The sequence below is a fragment of the Streptomyces sp. NPDC048288 genome (genome assembly GCF_043201555.1).
Lineage (GTDB): Bacteria > Actinomycetota > Actinomycetes > Streptomycetales > Streptomycetaceae > Streptomyces.
This window is the reverse complement of the sequence record NZ_JBICZD010000008.1, coordinates 488,420-503,232: the sequence shown is the minus strand read 5'-3', so window position 1 is coordinate 503,232 and position 14,813 is coordinate 488,420. Positions and strand designations below refer to the sequence as shown.

14 protein-coding genes are annotated in these 14,813 nt (G+C 70.7%); 5 read left to right on the top strand and 9 right to left on the bottom strand.

The window, feature by feature from the left end; translation table 11 throughout:
* Positions 1-99: 99 nt before the first annotated feature.
* Positions 100-540 carry an Lrp/AsnC family transcriptional regulator gene (locus ACGFZS_RS29930; RefSeq protein WP_053759891.1) on the bottom strand — a complete coding sequence of 147 codons (441 nt, stop codon included), beginning with the start codon at positions 538-540 and terminating at the stop codon, positions 100-102.
* Between the two features lie 266 nt (positions 541-806).
* On the opposite strand from ACGFZS_RS29930, the gene ACGFZS_RS29925 reads away from it, so the two are divergent.
* Positions 807-1,265, top strand: coding sequence for a hypothetical protein (locus tag ACGFZS_RS29925; protein WP_393797702.1), 459 nt, complete (start codon positions 807-809; stop codon positions 1,263-1,265).
* Between the two features lies 1 nt (position 1,266).
* Here the strand turns inward: ACGFZS_RS29925 and ACGFZS_RS29920 are convergent, their stop codons facing one another.
* Both ACGFZS_RS29920 and ACGFZS_RS29915 read right to left on the bottom strand, forming a co-directional pair.
* Complete coding sequence (locus tag ACGFZS_RS29920) at positions 1,267-2,370, bottom strand: phosphotransferase family protein (RefSeq protein WP_393797701.1); 1,104 nt, start codon at positions 2,368-2,370, stop codon at positions 1,267-1,269.
* Between the two features lie 14 nt (positions 2,371-2,384).
* Entirely contained in the window at positions 2,385-3,485 is a 1,101-nt protein-coding gene (locus ACGFZS_RS29915; RefSeq protein WP_355720850.1) for a hypothetical protein, read from the bottom strand.
* A 146-nt stretch (positions 3,486-3,631) separates the two neighbouring features.
* On the opposite strand from ACGFZS_RS29915, the gene ACGFZS_RS29910 reads away from it, so the two are divergent.
* Complete coding sequence (locus ACGFZS_RS29910; RefSeq protein ID WP_393797700.1) at positions 3,632-3,874, top strand: hypothetical protein; 243 nt, start codon at positions 3,632-3,634, stop codon at positions 3,872-3,874.
* Here ACGFZS_RS29910 and ACGFZS_RS29905 read toward each other — a convergent pair.
* Positions 3,837-5,009 carry an acyl-CoA dehydrogenase family protein gene (locus tag ACGFZS_RS29905; protein WP_393797699.1) on the bottom strand — a complete coding sequence of 391 codons (1,173 nt, stop codon included), beginning with the start codon at positions 5,007-5,009 and terminating at the stop codon, positions 3,837-3,839. The genes ACGFZS_RS29910 and ACGFZS_RS29905 overlap by 38 nt on opposite strands.
* Positions 5,010-5,337: 328 nt before the next feature.
* On the opposite strand from ACGFZS_RS29905, the gene ACGFZS_RS29900 reads away from it, so the two are divergent.
* The gene (locus ACGFZS_RS29900) at positions 5,338-6,570 is read left to right on the top strand and encodes a glycoside hydrolase family 18 protein (RefSeq protein ID WP_365685050.1); all 1,233 of its coding nucleotides are present in this window, start codon (positions 5,338-5,340) and stop codon (positions 6,568-6,570) included.
* Positions 6,571-6,627: 57 nt separating this feature from the next.
* Here ACGFZS_RS29900 and ACGFZS_RS29895 read toward each other — a convergent pair whose 3' ends face one another.
* From ACGFZS_RS29895 to ACGFZS_RS29875, 5 genes are all read right to left on the bottom strand, one after another.
* Positions 6,628-7,287, bottom strand: a complete 660-nt coding sequence (locus tag ACGFZS_RS29895) for a TetR/AcrR family transcriptional regulator (RefSeq protein ID WP_393797698.1) — start codon at positions 7,285-7,287, stop codon at positions 6,628-6,630.
* 65 nt (positions 7,288-7,352) lie between these two features.
* Complete coding sequence (locus ACGFZS_RS29890; protein WP_393667589.1) at positions 7,353-7,493, bottom strand: SCO1431 family membrane protein; 141 nt, start codon at positions 7,491-7,493, stop codon at positions 7,353-7,355.
* A gap of 96 nt (positions 7,494-7,589) precedes the next feature.
* The gene (locus tag ACGFZS_RS29885) at positions 7,590-8,969 is read right to left on the bottom strand and encodes a peptidase C39 family protein (protein ID WP_393797697.1); all 1,380 of its coding nucleotides are present in this window, start codon (positions 8,967-8,969) and stop codon (positions 7,590-7,592) included.
* A gap of 187 nt (positions 8,970-9,156) precedes the next feature.
* The gene (locus tag ACGFZS_RS29880) at positions 9,157-10,611 is read right to left on the bottom strand and encodes an amino acid permease (protein ID WP_393797739.1); all 1,455 of its coding nucleotides are present in this window, start codon (positions 10,609-10,611) and stop codon (positions 9,157-9,159) included.
* Between the two features lie 80 nt (positions 10,612-10,691).
* Positions 10,692-11,642, bottom strand: coding sequence for a hypothetical protein (locus tag ACGFZS_RS29875; RefSeq protein WP_393797696.1), 951 nt, complete (start codon positions 11,640-11,642; stop codon positions 10,692-10,694).
* A 252-nt stretch (positions 11,643-11,894) separates the two neighbouring features.
* Here ACGFZS_RS29875 and ACGFZS_RS29870 point away from each other — a divergent pair, with 252 nt between their 5' ends.
* Together ACGFZS_RS29870 and ACGFZS_RS29865 are read left to right on the top strand one after the other, a co-directional pair.
* Entirely contained in the window at positions 11,895-12,515 is a 621-nt protein-coding gene (locus tag ACGFZS_RS29870; RefSeq protein ID WP_393797738.1) for a uridine kinase, read from the top strand.
* 430 nt (positions 12,516-12,945) lie between these two features.
* Positions 12,946-14,805: an AAA family ATPase gene (locus ACGFZS_RS29865; RefSeq protein WP_393667596.1), complete on the top strand. Its 1,860-nt coding sequence runs from the start codon at positions 12,946-12,948 to the stop codon at positions 14,803-14,805.
* Positions 14,806-14,813: the final 8 nt, after the last annotated feature.

Below are 14,813 nucleotides of genomic sequence, written 5' to 3'. Positions count from 1 at the left end.
CACCGATCACCTTTGACGAGGGGCACCCGAAACGCGCCCCGTCAGGGGCGCGGGGCTGTATCAAATATGCGGCTCCGCCGACCGTTGGACCCACGGCGCTCAAATCCTCGGCGGCCGCGCCTCATAAGGCGTCGACAGCACCACCGTCGTCCGCGTGGACACCCCCGCCAGGCCCCGCAGCCGCGCCAGCAGCTCCTCCAGTTCGTGCGGCGTGGCCACCCGTACCTTGAGGATGTAGTTCTCGTCGCCCGCCACGCTGTGGCACGCCTCGATCTCGGGAACGCCGGCCAGCCGGTCCGCGATGTCGTCGGGGGCGCTGGGATCGAACGGTTTCACCGAGATGAACGCCGTCATGGGCAGCCCGACGGCCTCCGGGTCGACGACCGCGGCATAGCCGCGGATCACGCCACGCTGTTCCAGCCGACGCACCCGCTGGTGCACGGCCGACGTGGAAAGACCCGTGGCCTTGCCCAGGTCTGTGTAGCTCATCCGCCCGTCCTTGACGAGCAGCTGCACAATTTGACGGTCCAGCTCCTCCATGGCGCAAAAACTACATTGCGCCTGATCTCCTGGGATACCTCAGCGGCGCAGGTCATGGCCGGTTCGTGATGTGACGCGGGGGATGCTGTGAGCCGCCTGAGGGACAAAACCACCGCACCGGGCACCTGCGGGCGGCATGTGACGAACGCCACAGCCCCCGAACGGGCTCCGTGATGCTCTCGTGATTACCTCCGAGAGCGGACGGGAAGTGCTTGCTGTGGTCGAGGCCGCAGCGCCTTACGGCCCAGCCCGAGGGGGAGTTACCCATGCAGAGTCTCAAGCGCCCTGGTCGCACCACGCCCAAGCGCCCGCAGCTGGTCGTCGAGCCCGAGCCGGAGGGCGTCGAACCCGACCTCTACGAGGTCGGCGAGCCGGACACCTACGACACCTTCGAGATGTTCCGGGTGATCTGCCCGGACTGCGCGCAGTCCATCGCGCTGCTGGCGGACGAGGAGTTCCTGCCGGAGCACGCGCTGTGCGCCTCGCCGTGGAACCCGTTCGGGCTCACGGTCTGTGCCGGTACGGGCCGCGCGGCGGACGACGTGCCGTCCGCCGACGACTCGGTCGAGTCGCAGGAGCAGGACACCGCCCTCCTGCTCACCCTTCCGCAGGGTCTGGACTGGCGGACGCAGCCCTTCTCGCACGTCGGCGGCGCGGGCTCGCGCCCGATGCGGGTACCGGCGATGCGCCTCGGCGGCTACGCCGTCGGCCGCCAGGCTGCCTGAGTCACCGCACCGCATCCCAGTAGCTGCCCTGCACCATGGCGCGCAGACTGCCGTGGTGCAGGATCAGTGTGTCCGGATCCGCCGGGACGGCGACCTCGCCGAAGTGCACCTGCCGATAGGCGACGCGCAGCATGACGATGGCGTGCCGCAGGGCGGCGTACAGGGTGTAGAAGTCCATGTCCCGCGGAGTGTGGCCGGTCAGCCGGGCGTAGCGGGCCTCGACCCGGTCCCGGCGCAGGAAGCCGGGCAGCCCCCGCTGTCCCGAGGCGGCCGTGAGGTCCTGGAAGAAGCGGTGCAGGTAGACGGTCCAGCCGAGGTCCACCTCGCGCGGGGCCGGTGCCGCCATCTCCCAGTCGAGGACGGCGACGGGGTCGAAGCCGTCGTAGACGACGTTCCCGATGCGTGCGTCGCCCCAGTTGAGGACGGGCGTGCCGGTGTCGTCCGGCCACAGCTCCGTCAGCCGGTCGAACGCGGCCTCGATCAGGGGTGAGCGGGCCACTCCGTCCACCACCCAGGCGTAGTAGGCGCGTTGGGACTCGACGTGCCGGCGCAGGGCGTCGCCGTCGCCGGGCAGGGCGAGGAACTCGGCCTGCGCCGGGGGGACCTGGTCGTGGAGCCGGGCCAACAGGCCCACGGAGCGCGCCTCCAGGTGCTCGCGGTCGGCGTCGCTCGCCGCGTGCAGCCAATTGCCCTCGTACGTGTAGGGCATGACGTCCGGCGGCACCCGTCCCTCGACCCGCTCCATGACGAAGAAGGGCGCGCCGAGGGGTTCCGGGTCCTCCTCCAGCCACAGCACGCGGGGCACGGGGAGGTCCGTGTGCGTGGCGACCAGCCGCAGGGTGCGGTACTGGCGGGTCATGTCGTACGAGGGGAAGACCGTGTACGCCGAGGGGTCGGCGGCGAGCCGCAACGCGCAGTGGCGCAGCGGCGGTTCGGGGTGTGCGATCTCGAAGAGCAGGGTCTCGCTGGACATGCCGTTGGAGGCGGGGACCGTGACGCCGACGGCCCGGGCGCCGGGGAGCCGGGTGCCCAGCCAGGCGGTCAGCCGCCGGGTGAGGTCCTCCGGGTCGCGGGTGGTGGTGCGCGGGCGCGGTTTCGTCGTCATGCCGGCCTCCTCCCTCAGGGCGCCACCGAGTCGAAGCCGGTGAAGCCGCTCGGATCGTGTCTGCCGAACGAGCCGTGCTCGAAGATGCCATGTCCGACGCGTCCGTCCAGGCGGAAGCGGGCGGAGTGGTCGGTGACGCCGTAGGCCGCGCGGGGGTGCGGTGCGGTCATGTCGTAGGTACGGCGGTCGACCCAGCCGGGGCCCTGCCAGGTGCCGTGCTGCCAGTCGTCGGCCGGTGGGTAGCCGGCGCCGACCGCGAGCGGTGAGGAGGCGAGGATCTCCACCTCCAGCTCCTGGGGTTTGCGCGGGTCGCCGAGGTGGACGACGGCGTGCTCGGGGTGCCGGGTGCCGGAGCGGTAGCCGATCTCGGTCCGGGGCCAGCCGAGTTGGCGGTCGCGGCGGCCGGGGCGGACCAGGGTGGCGTCGTTCAGGGTGCGGTAGCCGTCGGCGTCCTCCTGGGTGACGACCATCAGGAAGCGGTCCTCGAAGCGGACCGGGCACCAGATCCAGTGGAAGCCCTCGGTCGGGTGTGCCTCGGCGAGCCGCCCGCCCTCCTCCCCCGGTACCGGCCGGACCCCCCAGCTGCGGTCCCGGGTGCCGGTCCAGCCCGCGGGGTCGGCACGGAACTCCTCGCCGCCGGCCCGGATCACCCCGGAGACTCCCCCGGCCTGCACGAACCTGCGCCCCTCCAGGGTCAGCCGGTCGCCCCGGCGCTGGAGGTGGTGGGGTTCCCACAGGGCCGGGAAGTCGGCGGTCCAGGTGAGGTCGTAGGAGAGCGCGTCGTCCTCGCAGGTCAGGCGGAAGCGGCGGAGCGGCTCCTCGACCTCGATGCGCAGCGGGCCGACCGCGAGCCGCGTCCGGTCCTCGCCCAGGGCGTCCGAGGCGCGTACCGCGTGCAGGGTGTCGCCGGTGCGCAGGGTGGCGTAGGCGTCGGTGACACCGACGTTCGGGTAGACGCCGAGGCCCAGGATGAGCAGGGCGTGGCCGCTGTGGTCGAGGACGTGGAAGATGCAGCGGTCGTAGGCGTTCCGGTCCCCGGTGGCGACGTGCTTCATGGAGAGCGGGACCTGGTGCACGGGGTACTCGTCGAGCGGTACGGGACGGTCGTCGGCCATGGCGGGCCTCCCCGGAGGCTGGAGACGGTCCGGGTGACGGTACGTCAGAAAGCGGGGAGTGGCCAGATCCGGGAGCGGACGTCCACGAACTCACGCGCGATTCGGGCGATCGGTGACCAGCGCGGCGCCCGCCGCGTTGGCCGGGCATGACGACCACCTACGCCGCCCTCGGCCGTCAGCGCCGGATCTTCGTGCCGCCGCCCGCGGAATCGCTTCCGCCGCCCGTGCCGCAGGATCCGCCCATCTACCGCGATCTCATGCGGACCTGGGCCGACCGGGGCCGCACCCTGCCGGGCCGCCACGACCCGGAGTGGATCAGGCTGGCGGCCCCGACGGTCTCCCGCGGGCAGTTCAGCGGCTTTCCGGCCCCGCCACCTGACGGGCGATGACCATCCGCTGGATCTGGTTGGTCCCCTCGACGATCTGCAGGACCTTGGCCTCGCGCATGTAGCGCTCCACCGGGAAGTCCGCGGTGTAGCCGTAGCCGCCGAGGATCTGGACGGCGTCGGTGGTCACCTTCATCGCGGTGTCGGTGCAGTGCAGCTTGGCCATGGCGGCCTGCTTGGCGAAGGGCCGGCCCACGTCCCGCAGCCGGGCCGCCGCGAGGTACAGGGCCCGGCCGGCCTCGATCTGGGTGGCCATGTCGGCGATCATGAACCGCAGGCCCTGGAAGTCGGCGATGGGGTGGCCGAACTGCCGGCGCCCGGTGGCGTAGGCGACCGCCTCGTCCAGGGCGGCCTGGGCCAGGCCGATCGCGCAGGCCGCGATGCCGAGCCGGCCGGAGTCCAGCGCGGAGAGGGCGATGGCGAAACCCTGCCCCTCCTCGCCGAGCCGGCGCTCGTCGGGGACCCGGACGTCGTCGAAGTGGACCTGGGCGGTGGGCGAGCCCTTCATGCCCATCTTCTTCTCGGGCATCGCGCCGCTCAGGCCCTCGGCGTCGCCGGGGACCAGGAAGGCGGTGATGCCGTGCGAGCCCTCGCCGCCGGTGCGGGCCATGACCGTGTAGAAGTCGGCGATGCCGCCGTGCGTGATCCAGGCCTTGGTGCCGTTGATCACCCAGGAGTCGCCGTCCCGGACGGCCCTGGTGCGCAGGGAGGCGGCGTCGGAGCCGGAGGCGGGCTCGGAGAGGCAGTAGGCGCCGAGCAGGCCGCCGCCGAGTATCGCGGGCAGGTGCTCGACCTGCTGCTGCTTGGTGCCGTAGGCGGCGAGCGCGTAGCTGGCGAGGGTGTGCACGCTGACACCGAGGCCGACGGTGAGGCGGGCCGTCGCCAGCTCCTCCAGGACCTGGAGGTAGACCTCGTAGGGCTGGTCGCCGCCGCCGTACTCGGCGTCGTAGACCAGGCCGAGCAGGCCTGATTCCGAGAGCAGGGTGAAGATCTCGCGCGGGAAGCGTCCGGCGTCCTCCTCCTCGGCCGCCTTCGGCGCGATCTCGCGCTGGGCGATCTCGCGGACCAGCGAGAGCAGGTCCCTCGCCTCTTCCGTGGGCAGTTGACGCTCCACCGGCTGCGGGTCGCGGTCGGACATGGCGTCCGTCTCCTCCCTGTCGGGCACGGGCGGCAGGGGCCTTCGGGTAGGGGCCACGCCGTCTTTCGTTCGGGTCCGGCCGCGGCCCGCTTCCGGGTCTCGGAAGCTGCTGACCTGCGGCTGCGCAGTGAGTATGCCCGATCCGGGACCTCCCGTCACCAGTTAACGACCGCTTACTTCAGGAATTCCAGGCCAACATTCACTCACCCCGAAATTGGTCCGAACCATTGACCTGACTGGTCTAGTCCTCCTAGGGTTCATGACCAACGCTTTACCGCGTTCATGCCAATCGGCGCGCGTTCCCCTCTCCCCCAGGAGGAGACACCCGATGCACCTCCCTCTCCGCTCCCGGTTCCGGGCGCTGCTCTCCGCGGCCTGTTGTGCCGTCCTCGGCGCCGGGCTGCTGGCCGGCGCGGGCACCGCGTCCGCGGCCGCCCCGTCCGCTCCCCAGGTGAAAGCCGGCTCCAAGGTCGTCGGCTACTTCACGGAATGGGGTACCTACGACCGCAAGTACCTGGTCAAGAACGTCGAGACCTCCGGCTCGGCCGCGAAGCTCACCCACATCAACTACGCCTTCGGCAATGTCACCGGCGGCAAGTGCGCGATGGGCGACTCCTACGCGGCCACCGACCGGACCTACACCGCCGCCGAGTCCGTGGACGGCGTGGCGGACACCTGGGACCAGCCGCTGCGCGGCAACTTCAACCAGCTGCTGAAGCTGAAGAAGAAGCACCCGAACCTCAAGATCCTCTGGTCCTTCGGCGGCTGGACCTGGTCCAGCGGCTTCGGCGAGGCCGCGAAGAACCCGACGGCCTTCGCCCAGTCCTGCTACGACCTGGTGAAGAACTCCAAGTGGGCGGGTGTCTTCGACGGCATCGACATCGACTGGGAGTACCCGAACGCCTGCGGCAACACCTGCGACACCAGCGGCCGGGACGCCTTCAAGAAGGTGATGGCGGCGCTGCGCGCGAAGTTCGGCAGCGGTTCGCTGGTCACCGCCGCGATCACCGCCGACGCCACCAGCGGCGGCAAGATCGACGCGGCCGACTACGCGGGCGCCGCACAGTACGTCGACTGGTACAACCCGATGACGTACGACTACTTCGGCGCCTGGGCGTCCACCGGCCCGACCGCGCCGCACTCGCCGCTGAACTCCTACTCGGGCATCCCGACGGCGAACTACTACACCTCGGCGACCATCGCCAAGCTCAGGGGACTCGGCATCCCGGCGGCCAAGCTGCTGCTCGGCATCGGCTTCTACGGCCGCGGCTGGACCGGCGTGACCCAGGCGGCCCCCGGCGGCACGGCGACCGGGCCGGCGGCGGGGACGTACGAGGCGGGCATCGACGACTACAAGGTACTCAAGACCAAGTGCCCGGCGACCGGCACCGTGGCCGGCACGGCGTACGCCAAGTGCGGGAGCGACTGGTGGAGTTACGACACCCCGTCGACCATCGCGACCAAGATGACCTACAAGAACCAGCAGGGCCTGGGCGGCACCTTCTTCTGGGAGCTGAGCGGTGACACCACGGGCGGTGAGCTGATCAAGGCCATCAACTGACCCCGGTCACGCGGGGCTTGGGGCGGGGGTTCCACGAGACCTCCGCCCCTCGTCGGGTCAGCCGTCCCGGCGGGCCGGGGCCGGGGCACGGTGGGTCGGGTCGAGTTCCTCGATGGCGCGCAGGGTGCCGCCGAGCGTCTTGACCAGCAGCTCGCACATGGTCTCGCGGGAGAGTCCGGGGCGGTCGATCCACTCCAGGGTGGCGCCCTCCACGCTGCACAGCCAGGACAGCAGGCCCATCCTGGCGAGCGGGGCGATGTCGGCGCGGCCGTAGGCGCCCTCGGCGATGGTCCCGATCATCGCCTCGCGCACCCCGTCCCGGATGGCGTGCACCTCGGCGTCGAAGCCGACCCCGCCGCTGACGATCGTGCGGTACGCGGCCTGGTGGTGCTCGGCGTAGCGCAGATAGCTGTCGATGGTGCGGTGGACGCGGTCCACCTGGGGCAGCTCAAGGCCGCTGGCGGCATAGGTGACCAGGTCGGCGACGGAGTCCTGGATGATCGCCAGGTAGTAGCCGCGCTTGGACTGGAAGTAGTAGTAGATCAGCCCTTTGGCGACATGCGCCTGCCTGGCGATGTCGTCCATGGAGAGCGCGTCATAGGACGTGTCGGCGAACAACTTCCGCCCGATGGCGATGAGTTCGGCACGACGCGCCACCGAGCGCTCGGTGCCGCGCGCCCGGGGACGGGCGGCGGCACGTTGTTGACTAATATTCAATTCGGACCCTGGTCTCAACGGGCTGCGGGACATCCGCAGTATGTCAGGTCGGGTCGTGGGTCAGGTCACAGCAGACCGAGTTGAGTGACCAGCATGGCGATGACCACGACAAGGGTCCAGCCCACGATGTGTTCCAGGACCTTCGGGCCGTCGGACTCGGGGCCGCCGGTGCGGGTGCGGGCGGCGGTGGCGGAGTGCGTGGTCATACCGTCCACCATGCCACCGCTTGCGGCTTTTGCGGCGGAGAGCTTGGTCACAGGCGGCGGCCCCCACAGGTCTGCGAGGGCCGCCGTCGTGCCCGGTCAGCGCACGCCCACCGCGTCCAGCGCCTTGAGCTGGCTCGGGCTCGGGCAGGCCGGGAAGTACAGATAGCAGACGCCCCCGGTGCCGGAGACGACCTTGCCGCTGGCGTTGTACCGCTTGGTGCGCAGCCAGATGTTCTCGAACTCCCGCCGCAGATAGACCCGTCGGACCGCGTCGTCACTGGCCGAGAACGGGTCGTTGGCGATCACGTCGCCGTCCGCGGTGAAGCCGATCACGGTCATCAGGTGCCCCGAGGTGCCGTAGCCTGCGCCGGTCAGCTCCGAGGACAGGAACGACTGTGACGTTATGGCCGGGATGCCCGCCGCGATCAGGGTCTCCAGGTCGGTGAGGGAGGCCAGTCGCGTTATCACGCCCTGGAGGTCCTTGTAGGTGGAGGCGTAGGCCGCGTTGAAGGGCCAGTTGCCGCAGCCGCCGTACTGGTAGTCGTAGGTGTAGCGGGCCGCGTAGCAGACCTGGGGGTCGGCGTACGAGGGGTCGACCCAGGCCAGTTGGGCGGCGGTGGGACGGGCGCCCCAGTACTCGACGATCATCTGCGAGGAGGTGGGGCTGCACCAGGCCTCGCCGCCGTTGTCGTACTCGGGGTACTGGCCCTTGTGGATCTCCTGCGAGTAGCGCGGGACCTTCAGTTCCTGGGCCAGGCCCGGCGTCGAGGCGGGGACCGTGAAGCGGTCCGGGATGTCCGAGCCCATCGCGCCGAGCCGCCAGACGGTCGGGGTGAGCTTGGTGCCGGGCTTGCGGTAGAGGGTCAGCCGCAGCTGGTACGAGGTGAGGCGCAGGCCGGTCGTGGCGTCGTCGATGGCGAAGGTGTCCGTCCAGACGGTGCTCTTGCCGTCGCTCTGACCGTCCACCGAGGTGCGCTTGATGTCCTGGTCACCGGCCGCCCAGCGGCCCATCACGTACCAGGGGGTCTGGGTGCCGTCGGAGTAGGTGCCGTGCAGTTCGACCTGGATCCAGGTGCCGGCCGGGGTGTCCGCGTTCCAGGAGGCGATCGTCTCGGTCGCGGGGACGGCGAGCTGCTGCACCGGGCCGGTCCAGGTGGCGTACTCCCAGGAGGCCTTGGTGCCGGTGTGCGGGTCGGTGTAGGTGGTGGTGCCGGCCGGGGTGCCGATCACCACGCCGGGGCGGTCCCCCGCGACGGCTCCGGCGCCCTTGGCGGTGCCGGTCTTCCAGTCGCTGTAGGTCGTCCAGGAGCGGTACTCGATCGGCCGGGTGTCGGCCCGGCCGGACTCCTCGGCTTCGGTCTCCGGCGCCGCGGCGGCGGGGACCGCCGGGACCACTCCCTGGGCCACGGCCGCCGCCGCGACGGAGGCGGCGGCTGCCAGAACGGTTCTGCGGGACGGCTTTTCGGATCTGCTCATGCGTGGGAGACCCCCAGGGGTGCGCGACGCGACTGGTCCGGAGCAAGACTGTGCGCCCACTATGGAACAGGCGCCATGCCCCTGCCAGCACTTCCGCCCATGCCACGCCCACCAATGTGGATCCTGTCCGCTGAAAGGGCTCCGGCGCCCTCCGCCGGAGCCCTTTCGAGGGTCAGGTGTCGGGGCGTCAGATGAGGTCCATCGCGGCGACCTCGTCGGGACGGCCGTAGCTGACCGGGCCCTGGAAGCGGCGGCGGGCGGTGGCGAACCACCAGACGGTGGCCACGATCAGGACGGCGGCCAGGGCGATCGGCGCGTAGTTGAAGGTGTCGACGGTGATCGGCGAGGCCTGCGGCAGCATGAACAGGACACTGCTGAGCAAGATCCAGACCACCGCCAGCCAGCCGACGGGCCTGCTCCAGCGGCCGAGGTTCCAGGGCCCCGGCTGGAACGCGGCACCGAGACGCAGCCGCAGGAAGACCGGCACGGCGTAGGCGAGGAACAGGCCGACGACATTGACGCTGACGATCGCGGTGAACGCCGTGTGCGACCACCAGCCCGGGACCACCAGCGCGAGCGAGCAGGCCACCGCGAGCCAGACGGCCTTGACGGGCGTCCGGGTGCGGGGCGAGACCGAGTGCCAGAGGCGGGAGCCGGGCATGGCGCCGTCCCGGGAGAAGGCGAAGATCTGCCGGGTGTTGCTGGTGAGGTTGGCGAGGCCGCAGAAGAGCATGGCGCCGATGACGACGAGCAGCATCGCCTTGGCCCAGCCCATGCCGAGTCCGTCGATGAGGATCTGGACGGGCGGCGCGGAGGAGCCCGCCACCTTGGCGTAGTCGCCGATGCTGTACACCAGCGCGAGCATCAGGACGAGCCCGGTGATCGCCGAATAGCCGATCGACCGGATGATCCCCCGGGGCGCGTTCACGGTCGCCTGGACGGTTTCCTCGGACATGTGGAAGCTGCCGTCGAAGCCGGTGAAGGTCCAGCTGGTGACCAGCAGGCCGAGCATGCCGCCGTAAAGGCCGTTGGTGAAACCGGTGTTGTTCACGAAATGCGTCACGAAGGACGCCGACTGGTGGTGATCGGGCATCACGATCAGTGTGCTCACGATCACCACGAGTCCGATCAGCAGCCACCACACGGAAATCCGGTTCAGTACGGCGACGAGCTGGACGGTGTACGTGTTGGCGAGCCCCTGAACCACGATGATCAGCGCCGTGATCAGGACCGTCTGGTGGGCGGTCGGCACGTACGAGGTCCACTGCAGGGCGATGAAGGCCTGGATGAAGGTGGCGGCCGCGTAGCCGGTGGCCGCCGTCCCGCCGATCTGGCCCACGAAGTTCAGCCAGCCCGTGTACCAGGACCAGGCGCCCTTGTGGCGTTTGGCGAGTTTACCGGCGGAGAAATACAGCGCGCCGCTCGTCGGATAGGCGGAGGCCACCTCCGCCATGGCGGCCCCGATGCACAGCACCATCAAACAGACGCCGATCCAGCCGAACACGAGAATGCGGGGGCCGCCCGCGTTCATACCGAATCCGAAAGAGGAGAAGATTCCCGAGAGGATATTGATGATGGTGAAGGAGATCGCGAAATTGTCGAACGCCTGGAATCGGCGGGTGAGTTTTCGCGGATAACCCATGGCGTGCAGGGTCGCGTCGTCGTCGAGCACGACCGGATCCGCTGTGCGTTCTGACACTTGCCGGCCTTTCGCCAGAGGGACTAGGAGGGGACGGACAGGCCGCAGGCGCGGCGGGCCCGGGAGAGCTGCTCGGCGGGCTCCCCGAAGACGCTCCAGGGCATCCGCGAGGCGTACGGCCCCATGGCCGCGAACACCGCCCGGGCCTCGAACTCGCGCTGGGCCATGACCAGCGCGTGCGCGACGTAGGCCAGGTCCAGCACCGGGGTGAAGCGGTATCCGGCCACCGCGGGCAGCCAGTTGTGGTAGATCGACAACGCGGTGGAACGCCACTGGGGCTGCTCCCAGACCCGTTCGGCGAGCAGCTGGGTGGGGTTGTGGCTCTCCACCAGCGCGACCAGGGGCAGCAGCCGCAGCACGGAGTCGGCGGGGGCGCGCTGGCCGAGGAAGGCGGCGACGTCCCAGGCCGCGTTGACCGAGCCGCCGTACCGGGTGAAGAAGAAGGACAGGAAGCGGTGGTGGGCCTCGCGGTGCCAGGGGTCGAGGGCGAGGGTGTGCGCGAACAGCCGCCAGGGGCCGGGCGGGGAGGTGAGCAGGCCGCCGGGGGCGGGGTCGTGCGGGCGGTGCAGCCGGGCCATGGCCAGCTTGGCCGCCCAGGGCGTGGGGTCGGCGGGGCTCATGGCACTGGCCCGGTCGCAGGCCGCGAGGGCGATCCGCTCCAGCGCCTCGGCCCGCTCGTCCCGGGCGTCGGCCGCCCGGATGGCCCGCTGCACGGCCACCCGCGCCCACATCAGCGTGGACTCGGGGCCGGGCTCCTCCGCCAGCCAGCGCTCGACCAGATCGGTGCCGGCCGCCTCGGAGGCCAGGACCAGGGAGCGGTGGGCGCGCAGCGCGAAGTCGGAACGGGTCTCGGCGAGGGCCTCGCGGGCACTGCGATATCTCCCGGCGCGTACGTCCACGCATACGCTCGCGAGCAAGCGGTCATCGGCCGCCGGATGCCATACGTACTGCCCTTCGAATAACTCCGCGGCCATCTTTCCCCTGTCCGTCCCCGTTTCGACGCGTCGCAGTCGCGCAGCACGCACCCTACTCAGCGGACAGCACACCGGGAACGCCCGATATCGACATATCGGTCAGCCGGTCGGAAATATTGGCGAGGGCGGTGGAGAACGGCTCGAATTTAGTTCAAGCCGCGACTTTCCGGGGGCGCAAACGCCCGCTATGCGCCGCACTACTAGAATGTTTCCGGAAAACGCCCCACACCGCAGCACACCTCGGGAATCGCCATTCACCGCCTCGCCTCCGCCCTCCGGGACCTGCCGCCGTCCTGCGGCCCGGTCCGTCTCGTCGGCGTCGACGGGCACGCCGGCTCCGGGAAGACCACCTTCGCCGGGCGGCTGGCCACCGCCCTGGGCGGGGCGCCGGTGCTCCATCTCGACGACATCGCCAGCCACGAGGAGCTGTTCACCTGGACCGCCCGGCTGCTGACCCAGGTGATCGAGCCATTCGGCCACGGCACGACCGCGCACTACTCCCCCTACGACTGGCGCGCCCGCCGCTTCGGCCCGCCCCGCCCGCTGCCGCCCGCCCCCGTGGTCCTCGTCGAGGGCGTCGGCGCCGGCCGCCGGGCACTGCGCCCGTTCCTGGCGCGGCTGCTGTGGATGGAGCTGCCGGACGAGGAGTCCTGGACGCGGGGCAGGACGCGGGACGGTGCGGAGCAACGGGACTTCTGGGGCGAGTGGGTCAGGGCGGAGCGCACACATTTCGCCGAGGATCCCTCCCGGCCGTACGCCCACCTTCTGGTGACACAGTCACAGGAGGGGTACGAGGTGCTGCCGGGGCCTGCGAGAACCGTTGGACCGGACCAGACGGTCACCCACCGTGATGGACCGTCCGCAGTGTGCTGAACTTGTGAAGACGCGCCTCCAAGAAGTTGCCCGAGTACCTCAACTCGGCTTGACCCGGGGGCCGTACAGGTCTTACGTTCTGAATGAGCGGCCCCTGGGAGCCGCCCCGCAGTCGCGAAGCCCCCGGTTGTTCCCCCGTGATCGGGGGCTTCGTTCTGCCCTTTACCCCTTTTGTGTGTGCCGCGCGCACTTCCCCGCTCACCCTCGGTCACCGAGTGCTGTGCGCCCTGTCTGCTCCCACCTCGTCAAACGGCCTGTGCGGCACCCTTCGAAGGGTGGTGGAAGCGCAGGTACGATGCCCTCGGTGCGACCTTCGAACGGCTGCTTCGCGCACCTGCAACTCCGGTCCGCGGCACAGCGGTTCGACCAACGGCGGCCATCGGGGGGAGCCCGGGGGCCAACCACGGGGGCACGGTTTGTGGGGGACGTGATGGAATTCGGCACGCAGGGCCTTGAGGCCCCGGCCGACCTCGCCTGGCTGCGAGGCGTGGACGCCTACACGATGGGCGCCTATCCGCAGGCGGAGGAGGAGTTCCGCGCCGCGGTACGGATGGATCCCGGGATGGCCGACGCCTGGCTCGGGCTGCACGCGCTGCGCGTGGACACGACGACCGCGCTGCTGCGCATGTTCCGGCACCGGGACCGCTTCGGCGAACAGCGCGGCCGGCACCGGCGCACGCTCAACTCCTGGTACTGGCTCGGCTGGTGGGTGCAGCCGGTCCTGGAGAGCCCGCGCGACCTGCTGCTCGCGCACGCCTCGCACTGGCTGGACGGCCGGCACGTCCCGGAACTCGACCGGGCCCTCGCCGGGCTCCCGCCGGTGGACGCCGACCCCCAGGTCCGCTTCCTGCACGCCTGCCGGTCCTACCTCGTCAAGGACTGGGAGCAGCTGGTACGGCACACCGACCCGCTCCTCGACGATCCCATGCTCGGCATCGAGGCGGGCCTGTTCGGCGGCATGGCCCGGGTCCGCCTGGAGATGTACGGCCAGGCGGAACCACTGCTCTCCGCCGCGCTGATGCGCTGCCGCAGCGAGCAGCCGCAGCGCAAGGAGCTGCGGTACTGGCTGGCGCGGGCCCACGAGGGCACCGGCCGCAGCGCCGCCGCGCTCCCCCTCTACCGGGCCGTGCACCGGGTCGACCCCGCCTTCATGGACACCTCGGCGCGGCTGGCCGCGATCGCCGAGGGCGACGGGTACGACGACACGGCCGACCTCGCGGCGATCACCCTCACCGGCGCCGGGGACGTCGTGGACGGGCCGGACCTGCTCGACCCGCTCTTCGGCACCGAGGGGCGCGATCTGCGGCTCGGCGAACCGGAGCCGCCGGCCGGGGCGATGCCGTCGGTGATCGACCCGTCGGTGCGCGAGAAGGTCGTACCGTCGCCGCCGCTGCCCGCCGGGCCGACCGACCCCGCGTTACTTGAGGAGGCGCTCGCGGAGTTGGAGCGCATGGTCGGCCTGGAACCGGTGAAGCGGCAGGTCAAGGCGTTGTCCGCGCAGTTGAACATGGCCCGGCTGCGGGCCGGGCAGGGGCTGCCGGTGCAGCCGCCGAAACGCCACTTCGTCTTCTCCGGACCGTCCGGGACCGGGAAGACCACGGTCGCGCGGATTCTCGGCCGGGTGTTCTACGCCCTGGGACTGCTCGGCGGGGACCACCTGGTGGAGGCGCAGCGGGCCGACCTCGTCGGCGAGTACCTCGGCCAGACCGCCGTGAAGGCGAACGAACTCATCGACTCCGCGATCGGCGGGGTGCTCTTCGTCGACGAGGCCTACTCCCTCTCCAACTCCGGCTACGGCAAGGGCGACGCCTACGGCGACGAGGCGCTGCAGGTGCTGCTGAAGCGGGCCGAGGACAACCGCGACCACCTGGTCGTGATCCTCGCGGGCTACCCCGAGGGCATGGACCGCCTGCTGGCCGCCAACCCGGGCCTCTCCTCCCGTTTCACGACCCGCGTGGACTTCCCCTCCTACCGCCCCCTCGAACTCACCTCCATCGGCGAGGTGCTCGCCGCCGAGAACGGCGACGCCTGGGACGAGGAGGCCCTGGACGAGCTCCGGTCGATCGCCGGGCACGTCGTCGACCAGGGCTGGATCGACGAACTCGGCAACGGCCGCTTCCTGCGCACCCTGTACGAGAAGAGCTGCGCCTACCGGGATCTCCGGCTGTCCGGCTACCCCGGCGCACTGTCCCGGGACGACCTCGCGACCCTCCGCCTGCCGGACCTCATGCAGGCGTACGGAGAGGTGCTGTCGGGACGGGGGCCACAGGATCCGTCGGCCGGGATGTAGCGCCCCGT